The 14,264-nt window shown below is 45.7% G+C and carries 16 protein-coding genes; 3 read left to right on the plus strand and 13 right to left on the minus strand.

Annotated features, from left to right (window positions below):
• A partial coding sequence (locus tag C3B52_RS38300) for an IS3 family transposase (protein ID WP_373419749.1) occupies positions 1 to 80 on the plus strand: 80 nt, incomplete at its 5' end.
• A gap of 54 nt (positions 81 to 134) precedes the next feature.
• Here C3B52_RS38300 and C3B52_RS29750 read toward each other — a convergent pair.
• Together C3B52_RS29750 and C3B52_RS37590 are read right to left on the minus strand one after the other, a co-directional pair.
• Complete coding sequence (locus C3B52_RS29750) at positions 135 to 989, minus strand: hypothetical protein (RefSeq protein WP_103109975.1); 855 nt, start codon at positions 987 to 989, stop codon at positions 135 to 137.
• Complete coding sequence (locus C3B52_RS37590; RefSeq protein ID WP_235615901.1) at positions 970 to 1,494, minus strand: hypothetical protein; 525 nt, start codon at positions 1,492 to 1,494, stop codon at positions 970 to 972. The genes C3B52_RS29750 and C3B52_RS37590 overlap by 20 nt, the downstream gene beginning before the upstream one ends.
• A gap of 505 nt (positions 1,495 to 1,999) precedes the next feature.
• Between C3B52_RS37590 and C3B52_RS29760 the strand changes: the two genes are divergently transcribed.
• Entirely contained in the window at positions 2,000 to 2,503 is a 504-nt protein-coding gene (locus C3B52_RS29760) for a S4 domain-containing protein (protein ID WP_103109976.1), read from the plus strand.
• 64 nt (positions 2,504 to 2,567) lie between these two features.
• On the opposite strand, the gene C3B52_RS29765 is transcribed toward C3B52_RS29760, so the two are convergent.
• The 6 genes from C3B52_RS29765 to C3B52_RS29790 form a co-directional block, all read right to left on the minus strand.
• A complete protein-coding gene (locus C3B52_RS29765) occupies positions 2,568 to 3,407 on the minus strand; it encodes an N-acetylmuramoyl-L-alanine amidase (RefSeq protein WP_103109977.1) in 840 nt (279 codons plus the stop codon).
• Complete coding sequence (locus C3B52_RS29770) at positions 3,408 to 3,869, minus strand: phage holin family protein (RefSeq protein ID WP_103109978.1); 462 nt, start codon at positions 3,867 to 3,869, stop codon at positions 3,408 to 3,410. It abuts the gene before it with no gap.
• Positions 3,870 to 4,005: 136 nt separating this feature from the next.
• The gene (locus C3B52_RS29775; protein ID WP_103109979.1) at positions 4,006 to 4,257 is read right to left on the minus strand and encodes a hypothetical protein; all 252 of its coding nucleotides are present in this window, start codon (positions 4,255 to 4,257) and stop codon (positions 4,006 to 4,008) included.
• A gap of 314 nt (positions 4,258 to 4,571) precedes the next feature.
• Entirely contained in the window at positions 4,572 to 6,758 is a 2,187-nt protein-coding gene (locus C3B52_RS29780; protein ID WP_103109980.1) for a C1 family peptidase, read from the minus strand.
• Positions 6,759 to 7,207: 449 nt separating this feature from the next.
• The gene (locus C3B52_RS29785; protein WP_103109981.1) at positions 7,208 to 8,251 is read right to left on the minus strand and encodes a fibronectin type III domain-containing protein; all 1,044 of its coding nucleotides are present in this window, start codon (positions 8,249 to 8,251) and stop codon (positions 7,208 to 7,210) included.
• Positions 8,252 to 8,540: 289 nt separating this feature from the next.
• Positions 8,541 to 9,137 carry a TetR/AcrR family transcriptional regulator gene (locus C3B52_RS29790; protein WP_103109982.1) on the minus strand — a complete coding sequence of 199 codons (597 nt, stop codon included), beginning with the start codon at positions 9,135 to 9,137 and terminating at the stop codon, positions 8,541 to 8,543.
• 131 nt (positions 9,138 to 9,268) lie between these two features.
• Here C3B52_RS29790 and C3B52_RS29795 point away from each other — a divergent pair, with 131 nt between their 5' ends.
• Positions 9,269 to 10,474 carry a serine hydrolase domain-containing protein gene (locus C3B52_RS29795; protein WP_103109983.1) on the plus strand — a complete coding sequence of 402 codons (1,206 nt, stop codon included), beginning with the start codon at positions 9,269 to 9,271 and terminating at the stop codon, positions 10,472 to 10,474.
• A 24-nt stretch (positions 10,475 to 10,498) separates the two neighbouring features.
• Here the strand turns inward: C3B52_RS29795 and C3B52_RS29800 are convergent, their stop codons facing one another.
• From C3B52_RS29800 to C3B52_RS29820, 5 genes are all read right to left on the minus strand, one after another.
• Positions 10,499 to 11,179: a hypothetical protein gene (locus tag C3B52_RS29800; RefSeq protein ID WP_103109984.1), complete on the minus strand. Its 681-nt coding sequence runs from the start codon at positions 11,177 to 11,179 to the stop codon at positions 10,499 to 10,501.
• 238 nt (positions 11,180 to 11,417) lie between these two features.
• Positions 11,418 to 11,894, minus strand: coding sequence for a DinB family protein (locus C3B52_RS29805; RefSeq protein ID WP_103109985.1), 477 nt, complete (start codon positions 11,892 to 11,894; stop codon positions 11,418 to 11,420).
• 30 nt (positions 11,895 to 11,924) lie between these two features.
• The gene (locus C3B52_RS29810; RefSeq protein ID WP_103109986.1) at positions 11,925 to 12,479 is read right to left on the minus strand and encodes a DNA-3-methyladenine glycosylase I; all 555 of its coding nucleotides are present in this window, start codon (positions 12,477 to 12,479) and stop codon (positions 11,925 to 11,927) included.
• A gap of 145 nt (positions 12,480 to 12,624) precedes the next feature.
• Positions 12,625 to 13,368, minus strand: coding sequence for a type I methionyl aminopeptidase (map, locus tag C3B52_RS29815; RefSeq protein WP_103109987.1), 744 nt, complete (start codon positions 13,366 to 13,368; stop codon positions 12,625 to 12,627).
• Between the two features lie 74 nt (positions 13,369 to 13,442).
• A complete protein-coding gene (locus tag C3B52_RS29820) occupies positions 13,443 to 14,129 on the minus strand; it encodes a TetR family transcriptional regulator (protein ID WP_164684991.1) in 687 nt (228 codons plus the stop codon).
• Positions 14,130 to 14,264: the final 135 nt, after the last annotated feature.

A 14,264-nucleotide genomic window follows, 5' to 3' on the forward strand; every position in this document is an offset into this window, starting at 1 on the left:
TTCATTACTATAACTTAATTCGCATTCAAACGAAACTAAACAACCAGTCGCCGATTCAATTTCGGCAACTGGCTGCTTAATTGGCTAAGGTGTTTTGATCCCTGTCCTACAGACGGGGGTCAGTCCCTATTTCCTCACCGACCTTTTTTATGACGTCCAAAAACTTTTTCGTTAAGCCAAGGTTCAGGTAGTGGGGGCTCCGCTTGGAAAAACACCTGTGCTGAGGTCTGGGGGACACTGTAGTACTCTAATAAGCGGGTTAAAGCTTTCTTTAGATTACTTATTAAATCTTTTGATAAAAAGGGCACCGTAGCCATTTGAGCCTCCAGTTTTTTCACGGAGGCAAGCAGAGAAGAACGTATCTCTTTTAGCGATGTATCCACCGCAGCATCTTGATCTTGATCAAGCGTTGTCAGCAGGCTGTGTTTTTGGCCCAATAAGCGCAAGACGTCCTCAACTTTGTGTAGGGTAAGGAGAGCCTCTTTCTCAACTTCGCCCCCACGAGTCGCCAGAGATGGGCTTTGCTGCAGCTTGCTCATCAATTGGCATACCAGCTGGATTTTAGCCTCTGCCAAGGCATAAGCAGCCATGACTGTCTGCCGCTTTGCCTCCACGAAAGTATGAGGAATGCCTTCGTTATTTCCCGATTTATAACTGACCAACCAGTAAGGAAAAATCCCCTTCTGTCTAGTTAGAGTGATCCAGTGATACATGATCATTGTTTCCAACGCACGATTTGACGCTTCCAGCCAGCTTACGAGCAGTTGGTACGAATAAGGTGTTATTTCACTGCTTATCAACATCAAGCAGGTATTGGTCTGCACAGCCTGGCATTTTATTAGGACGGCCAATGCTTGTTCCAAAGCCACCGTGGAATCCACTAAACGGGCAAATCCTGAAGGATGCTCATCTCCCCCCATCCACTTTACCCTCTTAATCATGTCTTCGTATAGATGATCACTAGAAAGGTCAAGTAGCTTCGTCTTCATCTACTGCAACTCCCTCATCAACCACGAAGCTCTTCCCTTCTATTTCATCTACTGCAACTCCCTCATCAACCACTGGGGTTTTCACGTCTATTTCATCTACCTCAACCCCCTCATCAACCACGGGGGTCTTCACGTCCATTTCATCTACTTCAACCCCCTCATCAATCACGGGGGTCTTCACGTCCATTTCATCTACTGCAACTCCCTCATCAACTCCGGGGGTCTTCCCTTCCATTTCCAGAATATGATCCAACTTGAATTGAAGCAGGATTTGCTTACTGATCATATTGCGGACCATTCGCTCCATGCTTCGATTCAGGCGAAGCATGTCATCCAGGCTTACATCATCCCTCTCCAGCAGTTGCTGAATCTTATCGCCCTCCGCGTTCATTATGTGGGATATGCTAATCTCCTCCATGGCAATGGAGGTTAACAAAAGATGAATAACTTCCTCCCGTTTAAGCGTAATGCGAGGTGTTACATCCGGTATATTATGTAAAGACATTTTATGACAACCTCCATCTCATGAAGTTTGAGCAAAGATAAAGCATATAGGATAACGCCACAAGACGATCACTCGCAAGCCGTCGTTGTACATGAAGGCGGTTTTATCACGGAACTTACTTTTATCATCCTATTTCTCACATTATCTTTTTATGATGTGTGTGCGCCATTTTTTAAATCGATTGGATAAACAATCATAATATGGTATATTCTCCTTATGTCTATTTGGATGGAAAGGTACGGTACCAAACGTATGCCAACTATAACTTTGTAATGGCCTAAAAAACTGGATAGCCTCGCCTTGAAAAACATGTCGTTTTTCATATAGGTGTAGTCTGCCCTTTTTTCCCATTACAAAGGAACGTAACGAAATCTGTAGGTGTAGATTCGTACGGAGATCCTCATTGGGGAATCTCCTTTTTTATTGCCAAAAAACCACTCTACTTCTACAGGACATCCAAATAGCAGGTGCGTTCCTTTCACTTTTCGAAGAGGTGAAGGATACCATGCTGAAGACCTGGCATACGTGGATATTAAAAGAAAATAATCTGGATCGAGAAGTGCTGCGCTATTGCAGCAATTGTGGACATATCGTACCGTTTTTTGACACCATGGTCCGCCGTCATAACTCAAACGGGAAAAATGTCTATCGCTTCGCCATTTATAAATGTGTGAAGAACCATACATGGAATGAAAAATTGGCTACCTATAAAGCATACACAGATCATCGAGAGGTGCTGGTTACGGAGACGATTGAGCCGCAAATAGAGCTCCCCCGCCTCCCTCTCCAGCAATATCAGGAACATGGAATACAGGAAATAACCATCCTCATTGAAAATGTAGAGGGACGATTCCGCATCGACAAGCTCCTCGCAGAGAGAATCGATGGCTGGAGTCGCAATCAAGTTATCCACAGAATCAAAGAAGGACATATTCTCGTGAATCAACAGCAAATAAAACCTGGGTACACATTGAATGCTCAGGACATCATTTTGATTCACATGCAATAAAACCGTCCTAGATGCCGGAACCAGAAAAGTCGCAGAGATGTCTGCGGCTTTTTTGGGTCGACCTTTACTCTTTCCTCAAAATGACCATTTTCCGCTGGCCATCCCACTCAACGTGAAGCCCCAGCAAAGTGGCCAGCTCCCTCGTCGCAGCGTACGAAATTCCTTTTTCATTGATGCAGGTAATTTCTCGTCCATTCACTGTTACTGTTTTCGTTTCAGGCTCCCAGCCGACTACTCCCCCCACTGCCTCAGTAACGGCTCGTACAGGCACATACGATACCCCATTGATGACGAAACCATTGGCAGCTAGCGTTACCTGAACCTCGCACTTATCCACAATATCCTGTGGTTTTTGTGGATAAACTGTGAGCAACCTGTGGATATCCTGTTGAAACCTTGCCCATGCCTCTGCTGCTCTGGCTCCTGTATATTTTCGGGCATAATCATCGCCTACAAAAAATGCAGGGCAATTCTTTCCCGTAACGTCATAATGGCGCCACAGCTGCTCCACGCCCCAGCCGTACCTTTTCAAAATAGAAGCCGTTAGCTCCACCGTACGCTGATACATCACTTGGAAGCTGCCGTCCTCATTAACGCACATCTCGATCCCAATCGTACAGTTATTCGGATAGGTGCTCAGTTTTGCTAGTGCCATAGGCTTGTAGACTTTTGCCCCGACATGATAGCTCATTTCATTTTCCGGGAGACAGCGAATGATCTTGGTGTCATCCACGATATAATGGGCGCTCGCTTCCGTCGTAGGATTATTAAAGTAGTTGCGATTTGCGAGGGCATCCGCCCCTCTACGTTCATTTGCCGTCCAATGGATGACGACTCCCTTTGGGGTTATTTTGGTTCGCGGGCGCGATCTAGCGTTTGTTAACAGCATTTCGGTTATTTGCATTTATACGCGTGGCTCCTTTCGCTGGGCTCGTTCTGTTTTCGCCTTGATCTCTGCACTCACCAGCCGCTCAATCGATTTTGGCATCGGCCAGCCAGCTCGGTGTGCATTGGCAGTCAGACTCGTCCACGTGTGATAAATCAGCGCGAATGTCACCCCATAAAAGAGAAATCCCGGCGTGCCCATCACCCGGTCCAGCAAGTTACCGACTGCCGGCAATGCCATGATAAACAACGTTCGCGGAATTCTCGCCAGTCCATACTCGGACGAATAAGATAAATCCTTTTTCGAGGCTGATACCCCTGTTATCCAATCAAGTGCGATCATAAAAAAGAGCACGACCAGGATGTCCTGCCGGTTCGTGCCATAAAAATAGTGAAAGACGGATGACACGAGTGCACCCGTTGTTGCCGCCCATCCGTTCGCCGGAGTCGCGATGCTATCCAAGCTGTGTAAAAACTTCATGCACGTATCTCCTCCTCACCCCCTTGGGGGAAAAATAAGAGGGAGAGCCTATTAGACTCTCCCTTTGTGTGATGGTACAAAAAATTCCCTAGAATGGGTTCCAGGGAAGTCAAAATGGGTGTACTGCCGTGATGGATTACAACGTGAGATTAAAGTAATAGACCCATGCATGTGCAGGATACTCTGCGTCAGAGTTGTCTACCGCATACACTGCCAGCTTCTCGGAGTGTTCGGGTACAGCTAATTCGTTGAACGTATACTCGTACGTGGATCCTTTAGGAACCGATGTCATGAGTGTTCTCACATTCGATTGACTCACAAAGTATACATGGTACTCTTTGACCTCTGCTTCATCAGTAGCCCCGTCCCACGTCAGGATTCCATTCACTTGAATATCATCGTTGTTCAGGTCATTGTAGAACAGGTTTTGAGCTGTTGGTATGCTATTCTCGACTTTGTCCCCCTTCTCTCTGCTGGAGGGCTTCGTTCGAGCCTACACCGTGCGGGCGATTTTCATCGCACACGGCGTTCCATCAACGGGAATGATCGGAATTTTACAATGGGCATAAGTAGTATAAGCCCTTGGTGAGAGATTCGTAAGGTATCAAAAGGTGGATAGTGGAGTTTTTTTGATAGTGCTGATGAGAAAAAACAACAAACAAAAAAAGACTCCCTCTGGAATCTCACTACTTGGTTTTCGTATTAGTAGCTGACACGGATGTTGTCCACATACGCGCAGTCTTGCCCTTTTGATGTCGAGCCATCTTTTACGTAATGAAAGGTTACAGTTTGGTTTCCAGTTCCGAGTGTCACCGTATAATCCTTCACCCAGCCTGTTTCACCTGAGGCTTTCAGCTTACTTTCTCCATTGACCAGCACTTCCAAATAGTCGTAGTTCGCTTCAGAGCTGACGAAGTAGTCGAATTTCAACGTAGGGGTTTGGGCATAGCTGCTTGGGATGTTTTCTGTGAATTGCATGGTTGAGGTTTCTTTGTGGGTGATGGCTTTACTTTTACGGCTCCATGTTCCTGTGGAAGCTTCCGTTTTGGAATCAGCCCAATCTCCCGTGAAGGTGAAAGCGTATTTGGTGCCTTCGAATCCTTCTGAGATGGTTACAGGGGTTGGTCCAGGCTGTTGCAGGGTTGTCCCTGACTTGCTAGTGCTTGTAGTAGACCCGTATGCGTTACGTGCGATTACATAATAGACGTATGTTTTATTTGATAATAGACCCGTATCCGTGAAGGTTGATGAGGTTCGACCTGCTGTGATTAAAACGCCATCTCGGTAAATATCGTAGGTTGTTGCTCCGTTTGAAGAATAGGTTAATGTTAACGAGTTTGCAGTGGGTGAACCAACTGTCAACGAAACAGCACCAGGAGCAGATCCAGAAGCAGGCTCGGTAATGTTTAATATGACTGGGCCGTATTTTCCTTCTGTATGTTTGTATCCGTAAACTTTCGGGTATACAACTTTTCCAGCAGATAGAGGTACAGTTACTTTTGGTTGGCTTCCTCCCGCACTATCGTCATCAGAACCAAGTATCGTTACTTGATCCGTGTCAATAATATCCATGTATGCATCAAATCCTGAAGTCGTTGTAAAAGTGTAGTTACCTGTCCGAGGAGCTGTGTATTTAAAATATAAATCCTTTGTATCGATTAGCGTGCCGCTTGCTGATGTACCAAATACAGTAATGGCATTTGCATACGAATCACCTGGGGTAGTTCCAGGTGTAGGAACTCCCCCCGAACCATTACCCATTGTCAGAGTGGCACTATCAACACTGGCCAAAGTAGAGTCACAGTATATTTGGATGATGTATGCTTTATTCGCCACAAGATTTGCTGTAATTGTTTTAACTGACTCTAAAGCAACCACCGTATTGTAATCCTCTGTAAGCACAGTCAACTTAAAGTCATTATTATTCATCGCAAACACATGCGATCCAGTACGCGTGGCTACCAAGCGTACGAAACGATAGGAAGATCGCTTAAAGTTCTTGATAGGAATAATGCTATTTTCACTTTGAGCAATGTAAGGATTCATTAATGTTTGTCCATCGACATAGCAAGTAAAATTATAGTAGTCGTTTGCATAAAATCCAGCAACGGTATAGGCAAAGATGTCATTGTATAAAATAAATCCATGGCCGCCACTTCCCCAACTCGTACCCCAGGAATTACGAATTTTAAACATGCCCTTGTTGTCATCATAACCAACAATTACAACGGCATGACCTGCAGTCGTTTCTTCTCCAGATATGGGGGTAATTACCCCTCCTGCTCCAGGATTATGGAAGGATGGTTTTGAGTCAATTTCTAATAGCACTGGGATACCACTTGCTAAATGTTCTTTAACTCCTTGAATCATTGTTTCTTTGCTTGAACTTGGTTTATACAGTTTAATAAGAGGGTTGGGTGCAGAGTTTTTCCAAAAATCACCTGATACTCGCTGCTTACTTGTAATTGGCTCTACAAATTTATGCTCTTCAGTAGACGTAGCATAAGGCCGCTCAACTTCAGCGCAGGCTCCTCGTTGATTAGCATTTGTTATTGCATCAACTATTTGCATTCCTGCACCCATTGCATTTGGATAGTACAAATGCAATGGGGAGCGCACGATTGTATTTGCCCCTCGCCCCGATAACTTACCATCCCAATAGTCCAAGATTGCAGCTGATGCAAATGCTACACAAGTTCCATAGCGTCCTTGGCTACGAATTGGCGGAAATTGCGGCGCTAAGTCAACTACTATTGGGAGAGCTGCTAATGTGGCAACTCTCATCGCTTGGCGTTTTCTATGATATTCTTCACTCAGGGATTCCAATTCTTCCTTACGCTCTGGAGTTAACGGAATTAACCCGTAACCATATTCAATCTTGTTACCCATCTAAATCTCTCCTTAGATTCTTTAAGTTTTTACGTCCATGATTACTCGAACTACGCACGATACAACGATAATATTTAACTAACGTGTAAGGTCTTTCTAAAACTCTTAGGTTAAAAACATCCTTCCCACACCTCCCTCTTTTGTGTCATCATTCCTCTAGCGAGCCATGCCCGCCAAGCAAGGAGCGAGTGGACATACGTCTTAAACTCGCAAAATGTGCGGCTTTTATCGCCAGTCATACGAGGCACAAAAAAACCACCCGGCATTTTCCCGGATGGCTTTGTAGCTACTCGTATATTCGTTCCGCTTGACTTAATTATAATTGAAAATGGTAATCAAAAGTAATTTTATAAATAAGTGTGAGCTTGTGTAAACCAATGTCACCATTTAAGGACTATCCTGAACAACACAACCCCGATTCCTAAACAAAGACTCACCTGTCACCCCTATCAATAACTAACCCGAATATTATCCACATACGCGCAATCCTGCCCTTTTGATGTGGAGCTATCCTTGACGTAATTAAACGTCACCATTTGTTCCCCTGTGCTGAGTGCAACCGTAAAGTCCTTCACCCAGCCCGTTTCACCGGATGCTTTCAGCTTGCTTACTCCATCGAGCAGTACCTCCAAATAGTCGTAATTGGCTTCGGAGCTGACGAAGTAATCAAACTTCAACGTTGGTGTTTGTGCATACTTGTTTGGAATGGACACTTTAAACTGCATCGTCGATGTTTCCTTGTGTGTGATGGCTTTACTCTTGCGACTCCATGTCCCGGTAGACGCTTCGACTTTCGAATCAGCCCAATCTCCTGTGAAAGTAAACTTATATGTGCTTCCTTCAAACCCTTCGAAGATCGTAACAGGATCGGGGCCAGTATTGACGCGGGTGGTCCCTGCCTTGCTTGGGCTGGCAGCTGACCCATATGCATTACGCGCTATTACATAATAGGTGTATGTGGTATTAGGCGACAGATTTGTATCCGTAAACGTGGTTGCTGTGCGTCCTGCTGCTACAAAAACGCCGTTGCGGTAAATATCATAGGAGGCTGCACCCGTTGAAGAATAAGTCAGTGTCAACGAATTGGCAGTTGGAGTCCCCACTGACATAGAAACCGCTCCCGGAGCATTACCAGCAGAAGGCTCCGCAATTCGTAGCGTTACCGGACCGAATTTCCCTGCCAAATGGTTGTACCCGTAAACTTTCAAAAACACGACCTTCCCCGCAGTTAACGAGACAGTCACCTTTGGTTGATTTCCGCCTGCACCATCGTCGTCTGCTCCCATAATCGTCACTTGGTTTGTATCGATAACCTGCAGATAGGCATCGAACCCAGAAGCAGTACTAAAAGTGTAGCTGCCTGCACGAGGAGCTGTATACTTGAAAAACAGGTCCTTTGTGTCGCTTAGCGTTCCGCTTCCCGAGATGCCGGACACGACAATTGCGTTTGCAAACGAATCACCTGGTGTAGATGCGTTGAGCATTATTCCCATACTTTACATGTTCTCCTTTCATTTCGACCGAATGAGCGAGCCATGCCCGCCGAGCAAGGAGCGAGTGGACATACGCCTTCAACTCGCAAAATGTGCGGCTCTATCGCCTTTTTCCTTGCTCGCCAAGCACTTCCTTTTTGTATAAAAAAACCACCCGGCTAAAATACCGGATGGCTTTGTGCTGTGCTGCTCTTCTATTCATTTCGCTTGACTCAAGTATAACCGACGGATGGGAAATAAAGGATATTTTCACGTAAGTGTCAGGTTGTGTAAACCACTGTCAGTCCTCTCATGACTCGTGCGTCAAGCCTTCCGCCAAACACGCAATCATCTTCGCCATCATTTTTGGAAAAATCTCTTCTCCAATTTCTCCCCGATGCAAAGGAATGAGAATAACTGTACGGAAAAGCCCGATCAACACTTCGGGATCGGTTTCGGTAATCCCCTTTGCCTGAAGCCACCTCACAAATTCTGCCGATTCCTCCAGATCCTCTCGAGCATGCTCGTCTAACAGCTCTTGCGGAAGACGTGACACAATCCGCTCAAACTCTCCGCGCTGGTACAAACTCTGCAAAAAAGGGTTCCCCTCAATCGCCTGCCACGATTTTTCAAAAAAGCGGACGAGCAGCTCTTTTGGTGGCAGCGTTTCGCGCATAATTTCCACCATGATCTCCTTTTTTATCGCTTCCTCTTTGCGGAGAATTGCGTAATACAGCTCTTCCTTTGAGCTGTAATAGGTATAAAATGAGCCTTTGGCAATGCCACACGCCTGCACGATGTCATCAATGCTTGTCTTCAAAAACCCATATTGAATGAATAATGCTTTCCCTTTGTGGAGAAGATCGTTTTGGATTTTCGTTCTCTGTTCCGATGTAATCCGGGCCATTTTCATCTCCTTGTTTTTATTTGACTATTTATACACTTTTAGTCATTTATCTGTTATATTGATCTTATTATAAGAGAAATCCCGGCATGTACGGAAGCTTTTTCTATCACGTCTGATTTGGAGGAGTGCGCATGCCTGCTTTGGCAGATGGACTGATTCACGGATTTGTTGCACCTGGATTCGAACTCGTGCAAGAGGAGTTTATCAACAATTTTACGAAGCGAGGTGAAGTCGGAGCAGCTATCTCGGTATTCATCGATAATGAAGTGGTCGTCGACCTATGGGGCGGCTATCGAAATAGACGGACACGCGACATATGGGAAAAGGATACGCTCGTTCAAGTCTTCTCATCAACAAAAGGCTTTGCGGCGCTCGCCCTTGCGCTAGCACATTCCAAAGGCTATTTTTCCTACGATGAAAAGGTATCCACCTATTGGCCTGAGTTTGCCCAGAACGGAAAAGAAAGCATAACGATCAGACAAATGCTTGCCCATCAGGCAGGTCTCTCTCCACTCCACGCCCATCCGATTCAGACCTTCGATGACCTTGATACAGCTCGTCTAGCCACTTTCCTGGCAGCAAGTCCACCCGCATGGGAGGTTGGAAAAATACATGGATACCATGCATGGACGATTGGGGCATTGATGGGCGAACTTTTAAAAAGAGTAGACCCTCAACGCCGAACCCTGCAAACTTTTTTTCAAGAAGAAATAGCAGAACCTTTGCAAGCTGAATTTTACATAGGCTTACCTGCAAAGGTTTCAGACAATCGAATCACTACAATTGAAGGCATCAATCATCCACTTCAGCTCTTAAAGGGCATCACGCGTTTACCGCGAAAAATGCTGCTCGGATTTCTTACCCCCAACTCATTGGTCGCGAGAAGCTTGGTAGATCCGAAAAGGCTAGTTGCAAACGATCATTTTAACCATCGCCCGATGCTCTCTATCGAATTCCCATCTGGAAACGGAATCGGGCAAGTACACGCGATGGCAAAAATCTATGGAGCTTTTGCCAGTCGTGCTGAGAAGCTAGATCTACTAGACTGCACCATGGATGAATTGAGAAGACCGGCTGCTCCCCCGCAGGACGGCTACTACGATCATGTTAATTGCATGAATATCGCCTATTCTTTAGGCTTTTGGAAGCCATTTTTCGATCTGAAATTTGGCCAAAGTGAAAGCGCATTTGGTCATCCAGGAGCGGGAGGCTCGTTTTGCTTTGCCGATCCAGATAAGAAACTCGGCTATGCGTACGCGATGAATAAGCACGGCTTCGGGATGGCGAACGAGCCAAGAGAACTGGCTTTGCGAAAAGCCGTCTACGACTGTCTATAATTTGGATTGCCTCTGACCGTTGTTTTACCCAGTCGGTTGAATCTTGCTTCCGTACATCGCCCGCGCCATTTTCATAACCGCGCTTCGCTTGATCTCATAATATCGCTGCCGGGAAACGCCGATCTCTTTGGCGATGAGGTTGTTTTTATCTCCATCCAAAAGCGCTTCGACGATCAAACGCTCCTGCTCACCCGGAATCGTCTCCACTGCCCGGTTGATCCGTTCGATTTTCTCCTGGAGATTTTGCAGCCTCTTCCACTTGCGTTCCCGGCGTACCACTTCTGCATGTGTCTTGTCACCGGTAACCCCCTTTCCTTTTGGCAATGCCGATTCGATCCCGTACTGTCCGACCATCCCCTCACCTGCCTCGCGCAAGTATCGCTGAATGCGAACAACCTCGATCAGCATGTAATTGTAGTCACGAATCTCATCCTCGGTTTTCTGGACAATATCCAGCGCTGGCTCCAGCTCGCCCATATGGCTAAAGCTGTCGGCTTTCACGCGTTGAGCTGTCGGTTTTGCCTGCGAGCTCCCTGCTTGGCTTTGGTCCCGCATATACTTGTCCCATTCCGGGCAAGACTCAATCTTTCCGACATGCAGATCATGAACCTGGCAATGGGCTTTTTTCCCCCAGCACGTGGCCGGGCACACTTCGCATACGGCTTCCATCAGTACATCCTTGCTCATTAATGTCACTTGTGCCATGATCGTTCCTCCTTAAGGGCATATATATCGGGTGTTCCATGTATAGAAAAAGAACGTTTGTTCGTATTGTTAGTACAAGTATCTCATACAAAACTGACATATTCAAGCTTTTTATACCATTTCTTTGAAATATCCAAGAGCCACAGCAACGGTCACGGTAAACACAAAAAAGCCAGTCCCTCTGCCTGTTCAACAGAAGGACTGACTCCACTCCCTAAGCTTCTTTCGCGTATACTCATTAATCCCAAATATTCGGACGGTCGATTCTCATCGTGCGCATGTAATCCAGCAGCTGCCCTGTGTGAACGGACTCGTGGTAAGCAATACGCAGCAGCATGTCTCCCAAAGTACGAACATACCCGACCTCGGATCGATCAATCCGAATGCTTTCCAAATCGCTTTTCGTCAATGTTTTCACGTACTTCAAAAACTCTTCTCGAAATGGCGCAGCAAAATGCAAATCATCTTCTACTGTCGTAAATTCCTTTGTTTCAAAAGGATTGGGAATGGCTGATAATGCCGCACTTCCTCTATGGATCAAAATCTGGTGATAGAGAAACTCGCCCTCAATTACGTGACGAATCATTTCTGCGCACGTAAATGCTTTATCATCCGGCTTCCAATTCAAAAGGTCGTTCGGGATGCTTTTCCATACTTTGATGCTTCGGCGTCTGACTTCCTCAAAGTTCAGTATAAGCAGGTCATTCTCATTCATGCCATTCCCTCCTCTCTAATCTCACACTTCCTATTGTTGATAGCAGTCACACGTTACGATATGATCGTTCACCATGCCGACTGCTTGCATATAGGCATAGCATATGGTCGTACCGACAAAAGTAAAGCCGCGCTTTTTCAAATCCTTGCTCAGCTTGTCGCTAATCTCCGTAGATGCAGGCACGTCCTTCATTTCCTGAAAATGGTTGTGGATTGGCTTGCCTCCTACGAAAGACCAGATATAGCTGCTAAAAGAGCCAAATTCCTCTACCACTTTAAAGTAAGCTTTGGCATTCGTGACGACTGCCCGAATCTTTAATCGATTGCGCACGATTCCCTCGTCCTGGAGCAATTCTTCAATTTTTTGCTCATCGTACTGAATAATCTTTTCCGGATCAAAATTATCGAATGCCCTCCGGTAGTTCTCTCTCTTTTTCAGGATGGTATACCAGCTCAGGCCAGCTTGAGCTCCCTCCAGATTTAAAAATTCAAACAGGAGACGATCGTCGTAAATGGGCACGCCCCATTCATTGTCATGATAATCGATATATAAAGGGTCTTGGTTTACCCAGCCGCAGCGATTCACTCAAACATCCCTCCTACCAACTACGAACATATATTCTTATTTAGATCATATACAAACTTTGGCTATTCTGCAAGTTTTTCTATCAACTCTTTTTCAAAAAAAAGAACCCCAGTACTCTGAGGTCCCTTCCTATTATCAGCCGTCATCAAGCCGTCAAAATGATCGGTTTGTCCTTGGTGATGACAATCGTATGCTCATATTGTGCGACGTAGCTTTTATCTGGCGTAACAAATGCCCAGCCGTCCCGTCCATCCGTTACATACTCCGCTCTCGTGGAAATGAACGTTTCCACCGCCAAGACCATCCCCTCGGTAAGCAAGCGTTTGTCCGTCTTATCGTAGTAGTTCAAGATATGGTCAGGGTCCTCATGAAGACTTTTTCCGATCCCGTGTCCCGTCAAATTTTTCACGACAGTAAAGCCACTTTTCCGCGCTTCATTATGAACGATGCGTCCGATCTGACTCATTTTTGAGCCTGCCTTGGCTGACTCCAGCGCTTTGTATAGCGAATCCTCGGCAACCTTGCACAGTGATTGCTTCCTCGCATCTCCAGCCCCGACTACGATAGAAGCCCCTGTATCCGCATAATATCCGTCTAATTCGGCTGATACATCGATGTTGATGACATCGCCCTCGTTTAGTACAGTACCATCCGGAATTCCGTGTGCCACTACATGATTTACACTAATGCAGGTGTAGCCAGGAAAATTGTACTCTTTACGCGGAGCTGATTTGGCACCATGCTGCTCCAATATTTGCTTGCCGATCTGATCCAGCTCTTTTGTTGTTATACCAGCCCGTACTTCCTTAATCATCGCTTCTCTGGCCTCAGCCACAATTCTCCCAATACGCTTCAGGCAAATCAAATCTTGTTCATTCTGAATCGACATCTATTTCCCACCTTCTCGAAAAGACTCATTTTCTTCCGTTATATACAAATATGTAGCGTAATGCAAATACAAGGCTACTTGCTGCTACTGTTCTCAATGATTGTCATGGTGTTCCGAATGTATTTCATCGTTTTTTGTACCGCTTCTTCTGGGTCCATGTCTCTGCGTTTGTTAAGAATCGTAGTGAGCATGCCTTCCCATATAAGTACGTTCATTTCATTCACATCGACAATCGTCTGATCATCGAGGTCTTGTTCCTTTTTAGCGAGCTGCAATAATGACAAGCTGCGCGAGGTCAGATCAGGATCGTATAGTAACGGCTTGATATCCTCCGCAAGTCCGATCAGATCGCTTGAGTAAATGGAAAAATAATGCTCCAAAATATCCTCTGGCTTCTTCCCCAGGTTCGCGATAAACAGGGCGTGATAAATATGCGGCTGGGCAAAGGAATGTTTGCAAAAGCATTCCCAGCTCCATACATACTTTTCCAAATAGGTTTGACCCCGCTCTAAATAATCAGGCAGCTCCTGCAAGTAACCTGATACAAATCGCATAGAAGCAAAGTAAATCAGATGGGACAGCTCATCAAAATAATTGTAGATCGTCGAGCCTGTGTATCCTGCCTTTTGTCCGATTTTCCGGGCGCTAACCTGCTCGATTCCTTCCTCTTCTATAATCTCAACGGTCGCATCCACGAAATACTGGAGCATTCGCTTGATTTGCAGCTGACTTCTCGCCATTTCATTCCCGTCCTTTTTCATCGTCTCATTCTTCATTATACCTTTTTACCAATCGGGATGTTTACGTTCATCCTCGTGGTCAAGTAGAGTCAATAACACCCCATCATCTGCATAAAAAAGAACCCCAGCCATTACACTGCGGTTCTTGTACCTTGT

This window comes from Brevibacillus reuszeri, from assembly GCF_002897295.1.
Lineage (GTDB): Bacteria > Bacillota > Bacilli > Brevibacillales > Brevibacillaceae > Brevibacillus > Brevibacillus reuszeri_A.

Coding starts and splice junctions, on each gene's coding strand:
- C3B52_RS37590 (WP_235615901.1), bottom strand. CDS start 1,494: ATGTCTTTACATAATATACCGGATGTAACACCTCGCATTACGCTTAAA.
- C3B52_RS29780 (WP_103109980.1), bottom strand. CDS start 6,758: ATGGGTAACAAGATTGAATATGGTTACGGGTTAATTCCGTTAACTCCA.
- C3B52_RS29805 (WP_103109985.1), bottom strand. CDS start 11,894: ATGAATGAGAATGACCTGCTTATACTGAACTTTGAGGAAGTCAGACGC.
- C3B52_RS29820 (WP_164684991.1), bottom strand. CDS start 14,129: ATGAAAAAGGACGGGAATGAAATGGCGAGAAGTCAGCTGCAAATCAAG.
- C3B52_RS29750 (WP_103109975.1), bottom strand. CDS start 989: ATGAAGACGAAGCTACTTGACCTTTCTAGTGATCATCTATACGAAGAC.
- C3B52_RS29795 (WP_103109983.1), top strand. CDS start 9,269: ATGCCTGCTTTGGCAGATGGACTGATTCACGGATTTGTTGCACCTGGA.
- C3B52_RS29800 (WP_103109984.1), bottom strand. CDS start 11,179: ATGGCACAAGTGACATTAATGAGCAAGGATGTACTGATGGAAGCCGTA.
- map (WP_103109987.1), bottom strand. CDS start 13,368: ATGTCGATTCAGAATGAACAAGATTTGATTTGCCTGAAGCGTATTGGG.
- C3B52_RS29760 (WP_103109976.1), top strand. CDS start 2,000: ATGCTGAAGACCTGGCATACGTGGATATTAAAAGAAAATAATCTGGAT.
- C3B52_RS29785 (WP_103109981.1), bottom strand. CDS start 8,251: ATGGGAATAATGCTCAACGCATCTACACCAGGTGATTCGTTTGCAAAC.
- C3B52_RS29765 (WP_103109977.1), bottom strand. CDS start 3,407: ATGCAAATAACCGAAATGCTGTTAACAAACGCTAGATCGCGCCCGCGA.
- C3B52_RS29790 (WP_103109982.1), bottom strand. CDS start 9,137: ATGGCCCGGATTACATCGGAACAGAGAACGAAAATCCAAAACGATCTT.
- C3B52_RS29770 (WP_103109978.1), bottom strand. CDS start 3,869: ATGAAGTTTTTACACAGCTTGGATAGCATCGCGACTCCGGCGAACGGA.